At 73.8% G+C, this 6,425-nt stretch carries 7 protein-coding genes and 1 pseudogene; 6 read left to right on the top strand and 2 right to left on the bottom strand.

The genetic code is table 11. The features are described from left to right. Nucleotides 1–184: pseudogene (locus tag PV341_RS22625) on the bottom strand (D-alanyl-D-alanine carboxypeptidase); the annotation flags it as partial. A 226-nt stretch (nucleotides 185–410) separates the two neighbouring features. Here PV341_RS22625 and PV341_RS22620 point away from each other — a divergent pair. The 6 genes from PV341_RS22620 (at nucleotide 411) to PV341_RS22595 (ending at nucleotide 5,297) form a co-directional block, all read left to right on the top strand. After that, nucleotides 411–1,130 (top strand): SDR family oxidoreductase, encoded by a 720-nt coding sequence (locus PV341_RS22620; RefSeq protein WP_500327069.1) that lies wholly within the window; start codon nucleotides 411–413, stop codon nucleotides 1,128–1,130. A 44-nt stretch (nucleotides 1,131–1,174) separates the two neighbouring features. After that, the gene (locus PV341_RS22615) at nucleotides 1,175–1,927 is read left to right on the top strand and encodes an SDR family oxidoreductase (protein ID WP_500327067.1); all 753 of its coding nucleotides are present in this window, start codon (nucleotides 1,175–1,177) and stop codon (nucleotides 1,925–1,927) included. 19 nt (nucleotides 1,928–1,946) lie between these two features. After that, nucleotides 1,947–2,795 (top strand): oxidoreductase, encoded by an 849-nt coding sequence (locus PV341_RS22610; protein WP_500327065.1) that lies wholly within the window; start codon nucleotides 1,947–1,949, stop codon nucleotides 2,793–2,795. 75 nt (nucleotides 2,796–2,870) lie between these two features. Beyond that, nucleotides 2,871–3,194: a PadR family transcriptional regulator gene (locus PV341_RS22605; protein WP_500327063.1), complete on the top strand. Its 324-nt coding sequence runs from the start codon at nucleotides 2,871–2,873 to the stop codon at nucleotides 3,192–3,194. After that, entirely contained in the window at nucleotides 3,191–4,393 is a 1,203-nt protein-coding gene (locus PV341_RS22600; protein ID WP_500358858.1) for a hypothetical protein, read from the top strand. The genes PV341_RS22605 and PV341_RS22600 overlap by 4 nt, the downstream gene beginning before the upstream one ends. Before the next feature lie 55 nt (nucleotides 4,394–4,448). Next, entirely contained in the window at nucleotides 4,449–5,297 is an 849-nt protein-coding gene (locus PV341_RS22595; protein ID WP_500358857.1) for a hypothetical protein, read from the top strand. A gap of 339 nt (nucleotides 5,298–5,636) precedes the next feature. Here the strand turns inward: PV341_RS22595 and PV341_RS22590 are convergent, their stop codons facing one another. Further along, nucleotides 5,637–6,410, bottom strand: coding sequence for a phosphatase PAP2 family protein (locus PV341_RS22590; protein ID WP_500327058.1), 774 nt, complete (start codon nucleotides 6,408–6,410; stop codon nucleotides 5,637–5,639). Nucleotides 6,411–6,425 lie beyond the last annotated feature (15 nt).

Genomic DNA, 6,425 nt, shown 5'->3' with positions numbered 1-6,425 from the left:
GGGGGGGGTTAGTTTTTTTTGAGACACGGGGGTTCGTCAGCTCGTCCAGCAGGGTCCGGCCCTCGCCGGCGGGCACGGAGGGCCCCACCGCGCTGTTCGCCTCGTCCGGGTCCGCCGTCCGCCCCGACGACTCCTGCTGATCCGCACCGCCGGGAGACTCGCCCGCCACGCCGACCTCCTCCACGACACTCCGCTGCCGAACCCCAGTTTCCGGACCGTGGCGGCCACGGCATCATGAGCGCCGCCAAAGGGGTGCCCGCCCTTCCGGTGGTGGCGGCAACCCGGGCGATATACGTTCGAAGAGGTGCGTTCGAAAAGGTCGAGGAGGCAGGACGGACGGCCACCGGCTGCCGTGGCGGGCCGTGAGCGCGCGTCCCAGCCCCGAGACCCCACGCCGGGAAGGTGCCTCCATGAAGGTCCAAGGGTGCGTTGCCCTCGTCACCGGAGCCAACCGCGGGCTCGGTGAGCAGTTCGTGCGGGCGCTCTTCGAGGCCGGGGCCGCCAAGGTCTACGCGGGAGCCCGCGACCCCGCGAAGGTCGCCGTCCCCGGCGCCGTCCCGATCGCGGTGGACATCACCGACCAGGATTCGGTCCGTGCCGCGGCCGAGCAGGCCGGGGACGTGACGTTCCTGATCAACAACGCGGGCTCGACGACCCGTGCCAACGTCCTCACCGCCGACCTCGACGCGTTCCGTACGGAATTCGAGACGCACGTCCTCGGCACCCTCGCCATGAGCAGGGCGTTCGCGCCGGTCCTCGGGCGCAACGGGGGCGGCGCGATCGTCAACGTGCTCTCCGTGCTGTCCTGGGTCTCCATCCCGCGCACCGCCGGGTACGCCGCCGCCAAGTCCGCCGAATGGTCGATCACCAACGCCCTGCGGGTGGCGCTCGCCGAGCAGGGCACGCAGGTCACCGCGCTCCACGTCAGCTACCTCGCGACGGAGATGGCCGCCGCCGTGAGCGGTCCGAAGGCCGATCCCGCCGCGGTGGCCCGCGCCACCCTCGACGGCGTGGCGGCCGGAGCGGACGAGGTGCTCGCCGACGACGTCACCCGGAAGGTCCAGGCGGCCCTGCCCGGCGGCCCCGGCCAGCTCTACCCGCAGCTGCGCGGCGGCGAGCCGCTGGTCTGACCCCCACCCGACGGGACGGACGGCTGGCCAAACCGGAGGTGCCCATGACGGACGGCAAGGCGTCGCACGACCCCCCTGACCTCGCCGGCCAGACCGTCGTGGTGATCGGGGCCAGCGCGGGCATCGGCTTCGAGACCGCGCGCCGCGTACGGGCCGGTGGCGGCGAGGTGGTGCTGGTCGGGCGCAACCCCGAGCGGCTGCGGAAGGCCGCGGACGAGCTCCGGCCCCTGAGCACGGCGGCCTTCGACGCCACCGACACCGACCGTCTCGAGGAGTTCTTCCAGGGCCTGCCCGGCACGGTCGACCACGTGCTGCTCACGGCCGGCAGCCCCTTCTACATGCCGCTCGCCGACATGGACCTCGGGGAGGCACGCCGCCACTTCAGCGAACGTCTGGCCATGACCTTGGCGGTGGCGCTCTACAGCGCCGACAAGGTCCGCCCCGGCGGCACGCTGCTGTTCATCGGCGGCACCGGCGGCCGGCACCCCGGCGTCGGCCTGGCCGTGACCTCCGCGCTCACCGCCGCCCTTCCCGCCCTCACCGCGAACCTGGCGCTCGAGCTGGCGCCGATCCGCGTGAACCTCGTCGCCGCCGGCTTCGTGGACACCGCCCTGTCGGCGTCGCTCCTGGGTGACCAACTCGAGGCCCGGCGCGAGGAACTGCGCGCCAAGCTGCCCATCCGGCGGGTCGTCGGCCCGGCGGACGTCGCCGCCCTGGCCACCCACATCATGTGCAACGACGCGCTCACCGGCGGGACGTACGACATCGACGGCGGCCAGAACCTCATCGCGCACTGACTCCAGGAGGCCGGCAGTCATGATCACATGGTTCATCACCGGCGCGGCCCGCGGATTCGGCCTGGAGATCGCACGTCAGGCGCTGGAACGCGGCGACCGCGTCGTGGCGACGGCACGCGACCCCCGGGACGTGGAGAAGGCGCTCTCCGCCTACGGCGACCGGGTGCTCGCGGTCGCGCTGGACGTGACCGACGAGCCGCAGGCCCGTGCGGCGGTCGACGCGGCCGTGTACGCCTTCGGCAGGATCGACGTCCTGGTCAACAACGCGGGCCGCGGTGTCCTGGGAGCGGTCGAGGAGACCTCCGACGCGGCGTTCCGGTCGGTGTACGAGACGAACGTCTTCGGTCTGGCCAACGTCACCCGCGCCGTCCTACCGGTCATGCGCCGGCAGCGGTCGGGCCGCATCCTCAACCTCAGCTCCATCGGCGGTTTCCGAGGCGCGCCGGGCTTCGGCGTCTACTGCTCCACCAAGTTCGCGGTGGAGGGGCTCTCCGAGGCCCTCCACGACGAACTGGCCCCGCTGGGCATCCACGTCGTCATCGTCGAGCCGGGTTATTTCCGCACCGACTTCCTCGACGCGACCAGCCTGCACACCGAGGGTCAGGTGATCGCCGACTACGCCGCCACCGCGGGTGCGGTGCGCGACGCCGTCCCCGGCCTCAACCACGGCCAGCCGGGGGACCCGGTCAAGGGCGCCCGGGCCATGATCGAGCTCGCCGACTCCGACCACCCGCCGATGCGGGCCCAATTGGGCAGCGACTGCGCCGCCGCGATGGACGGCAAGATCGTCCAGCTCCGCAAGGAAGCGGACACCTGGCGGGCCCTGGCCCTGTCCACCGACCACGACGACACCAAGTCCGTGGTCTGAGCCGCGGGTTGCGCTCCGTCGTCGCTTCACGACGGTCCCTTGCCGGGTCAACTCTAGCTATATAGAGTTATCCGCATGACCCGGTCCCGACGCCCCTCGGCGCAGACCATCGCGGTGGTGCTGGCGCTGGCCGAAACCCCGACCGACTGGCGGTACGGCTACGAACTGTGCCGCATGCTCGACATCCGGGCCGGGTCGATGTACCCGATCCTGATCCGGCTGGCCGACCGCGGGCAACTGGAGACCACGTGGGAGTCCGACGCACCGGCCGGACGACCCCCGCGGCACCTGTACCGGCTCACGGGCGCCGGCTTGGCGCTGGCCGCCGAACTCGCCGAGCAGGAAAGCGGCACCGTCACCGAACGGTCCGGGCTGCGTCTGGGGTGGGAGGGCGCATGAACCGCACGGGCCGGCTGGGCGCGGCGCTCGTGTGCGCCGCCGTCGACGCGGCCTACGTCCTGCTGCTGAGCCGCAGCAGCCCGCCGGCGCCGGAGGAGGACCTCCTGTCGTACGCCGTGACCTCGGTCCTCCTGGCCGCGCCCGCGGCATTGGCCGGTGCGCTGCTCTGGGCCGCCTGGTGGCGCACGTCCGGTGTCCGGTTGGCCGCCATGGACGCCCCGGCGCGGCTGCTGACGGCGGCGGTCGCGACGTTGCCGGCCGACCGCCGCGACTGGGGCTCGGCGATGACCGCCGAACTGGCGCAGGTGCCGGACCCCCGGGAGCGCTGGTCGTTCGCGACCGGGTGTGCCCGTACCGCGCTGTTCCCGCCGCGCGGGCACCGGGCGGCGGTGCTCGCGGCCGCGGCCCTGGCCGCGGCGCTCGCCGTCGGCACCGGACCGGTGGTCGGTCGCGCGCTGCCCGAACTGCGGCTCTTCGCGGTGACGTTCGTCGGCCTGGCAGGCGCCCTGGCCACCGTCGCCGTCTCCCGCGCCCGGCGACTGCGCCGCCCCGCACCCGGTCTGCCCACCGCGGTCGCGGGCCTGGTGGGCGTGGCCGCGTGCGTCGCCGTCACGGCCTGCTCCCTGGGCACGGACGCCTCCGTCGTGCTGGCTCCCTCGGCCGCCGTCACCCTGGCGGTGCTGCTGGCCGTGGGCCTGTGGCTCACGCTCGTTCCGCCGCGGGCACTGACCACCAGCCGCCGTGCCCGTCGCACCGGCCTCGGCGTCGGGGTGGCGGTCGCCGGCGGACTCCTCCTCTGCGCCCGCCTCAACGACATCGCCTCCGGCGACAGCCTCGGCCTCTACCTGCTCGCCGTCCCGGTCCTGGCCCTGTTCCTGGCCTCGCTGTTCGTCGCGGCCGCCGACCACTCGTTCCGGGCCGGACTGCAGGCCGCGGTGTGGGCGGTGGCGGCCACGTGCCTTCCGGCCTTCACCGTCTACGTCACGGAGGCGTTCCGCTACCAGCGGGCCGGGGTGCACCCCATCGACGGCGACCCGGTCTCCGGCCCGATCGGCCTGGCCCTGCACGAGGCCATCGGCTGGGTGCTCCTCTACGTACCGCTGGCGGCCCTCCCCCTCGCGGTCTTCGGCGCGGCCCTCGGCGCCGCCGTCAGCAGCCCCCAGGCCGGCGCCACGCCACCGCCGAACTGGCGGCGGTGACAGCGGCAACGGGGGACGGCGCGGGCGAGCCGTGCCGCAGTACGCTGCGCCGGCGATGAGCGACCGACCCGAACCAGAGTCCACTTCCGCTTCCGCCGACGCGACCGATGAAGAGCTCCGGGCGGCGTGGAGGACCGGTCGCGTCTTCGGCCCGCCGATCCGGCGGATCTTCCGGGACGTCATCGCCGACCGTCTGCCCGACTGGCGCCGGGTGCCCCAGGCATCCATGCTGTTCGAGCCCTTGGCGGATCCGCACTGGGAGAGCGACGTCCGGTTCCTCGGCGACTTCTACGGCGAAATCCTCCACCAGGACACCTGCCGGCCCTGGACAGCCGAAGGCGTCGTGTTGCCCGCGGTACTGGCCACCGACGACCGGGTGCCTGCCCGGCAGCGGTTCGGAGCGGTGCACACGCTGTTCCACGCCGCCACGGTCGGGGAGCGTCATCTGGCACGTCGCCGGCCCGGCACCCCACCCCACACCGACCCGGACAGCGAGGCCCGAACCCGGGCAGTCGTCGAGTCCCGCACGCCGGACCTCCTGGCCCGATGGGAAACCGAATGCCCTGCGGTGCGACTCGCCCTCGCCGGCCTGGCCGTCGTCTTCCCGACGGATCGGACGCTGCCGGCGCTGACCCCGCGCCTTCGGGCCTTCATGGAGCGGCACCCGCCCGGCACGGACCTCGGCGACTACGTGCGCTTCGTGCAGGTGCTGGCGGCTCGGAACGACCACGAGACCCTCGTCGCCGTCGAGAGGTACACCGACGTCCACTGGTCCGGAACGCTCCGCCAAGCACCCACGCGGGCACGGGCCTTCCACCTGCTCGGCCAGATGCTGGCCAAGGTCAGGTCCGGCCTCACCGACGGCGCAGGGAGTGGCGCATCTGACCGGACGACCCCTGCCTGAGGCGGTGCCGCACGACATGTGGGCCGGGACGCGGACGCGCGACGGCCTCAGAGTCCTGCCGGGCCTCCTGCGGTACATGGACGAACGGAAGGTGCACGCCGCTCGATGGACGGAGGTGCTGCGCACGTGTGAGGACGAGCAGCAGTTCATCTGGGGCCCGGCGGACCCCATCAGCGGGGCCCATGTGATCCCGCGCATCGCGGAGTTCGTCCCCCGCTCCAAGCTGACCGTTCTCGACGACGCGCCCGCGGTGGGGCACTTCCCCCAGGTCGAGGCGCCCGAGCTGGTCGTCCCCCTCCTGGCCGACTGGCTCGGCGGCTCGTCGGGCTGGCCGGGGCCTCAGGGCCGCCAGGCGTCGCGTGGTGATTCGGGGGCGCCCCCGGTCAGTTCCGGCTCCAGGCCCTGCGAGGGGGCGGTGCGGGGACGTCCGGTCTCGGCGCGCCAGGTCTCGAAGACGAGGGTGGTGGCGGTGACCACGACCAGGCCCAGCAGCCAGCCGCCCAGGACGTCGCTGACCCAGTGGACGCCCAGGGCCACCCGGGTGCAGCCGACGCCGAGCACCGTGATCCCGGCGAGGGCCCACGGCAGCGGGCGCCACGCCTTGGGCACCAGGGGGAGCAGGGCGAGCAGCAGGACGGCGCAGGAGGTGGTGGCCGTCATGGCGTGGCCGGACGGGAAGGAGAAGCCGGGGGCGTGGGCGACCGGGTCCGGCAGGTGGGGGCGGGCGCGTTCGACGGTGTTCTTGGCGAGCAGCCCCGTCGTGGCTCCGGCGACCGCGGTGACGGCGGCCCAGGCCGCCAGGCGCCAGGCCCGGCGGGTCAGCAGCCACACCACCAGTACGGCGACCAGCGCGCGCAGCGTCGCCGGGTCCCAGACGACGTCGGTGAGGACGCGGAGCACGCGCACCAGGCCCGGGTGCTGCAGGGCGGCGCGGTGCAGATGGTCGGCGGCGCCCTGGTCCAGGCGGCGCAGCGGGGGCCATCCGGATTCCACCAGCAGTACGGCGAGGGCGAAGGGCACCGCCATGACGGCTGTGGCGGCCGCCGCGGCCGGCAGCCGGGCGCCCAGACGTGCGTCGGGTCCCAGGTGCGTGAAGTGGTACGGGTTGCGCATGGGCGGAGCCTCCTT

Origin of the sequence: Streptomyces sp. PA03-1a, assembly GCF_033792805.1 — a bacterium.
Classification (GTDB): domain Bacteria; phylum Actinomycetota; class Actinomycetes; order Streptomycetales; family Streptomycetaceae; genus Actinacidiphila.
Note: the sequence above shows the minus strand (reverse complement) of the source record. Positions and strands in the feature narration are given on the sequence as shown.

Coding starts and splice junctions, on each gene's coding strand:
- PV341_RS22620 (WP_500327069.1), top strand. CDS start 411: ATGAAGGTCCAAGGGTGCGTTGCCCTCGTCACCGGAGCCAACCGCGGG.
- PV341_RS22615 (WP_500327067.1), top strand. CDS start 1,175: ATGACGGACGGCAAGGCGTCGCACGACCCCCCTGACCTCGCCGGCCAG.
- PV341_RS22610 (WP_500327065.1), top strand. CDS start 1,947: ATGATCACATGGTTCATCACCGGCGCGGCCCGCGGATTCGGCCTGGAG.
- PV341_RS22605 (WP_500327063.1), top strand. CDS start 2,871: ATGACCCGGTCCCGACGCCCCTCGGCGCAGACCATCGCGGTGGTGCTG.
- PV341_RS22600 (WP_500358858.1), top strand. CDS start 3,191: ATGAACCGCACGGGCCGGCTGGGCGCGGCGCTCGTGTGCGCCGCCGTC.
- PV341_RS22595 (WP_500358857.1), top strand. CDS start 4,449: ATGAGCGACCGACCCGAACCAGAGTCCACTTCCGCTTCCGCCGACGCG.
- PV341_RS22590 (WP_500327058.1), bottom strand. CDS start 6,410: ATGCGCAACCCGTACCACTTCACGCACCTGGGACCCGACGCACGTCTG.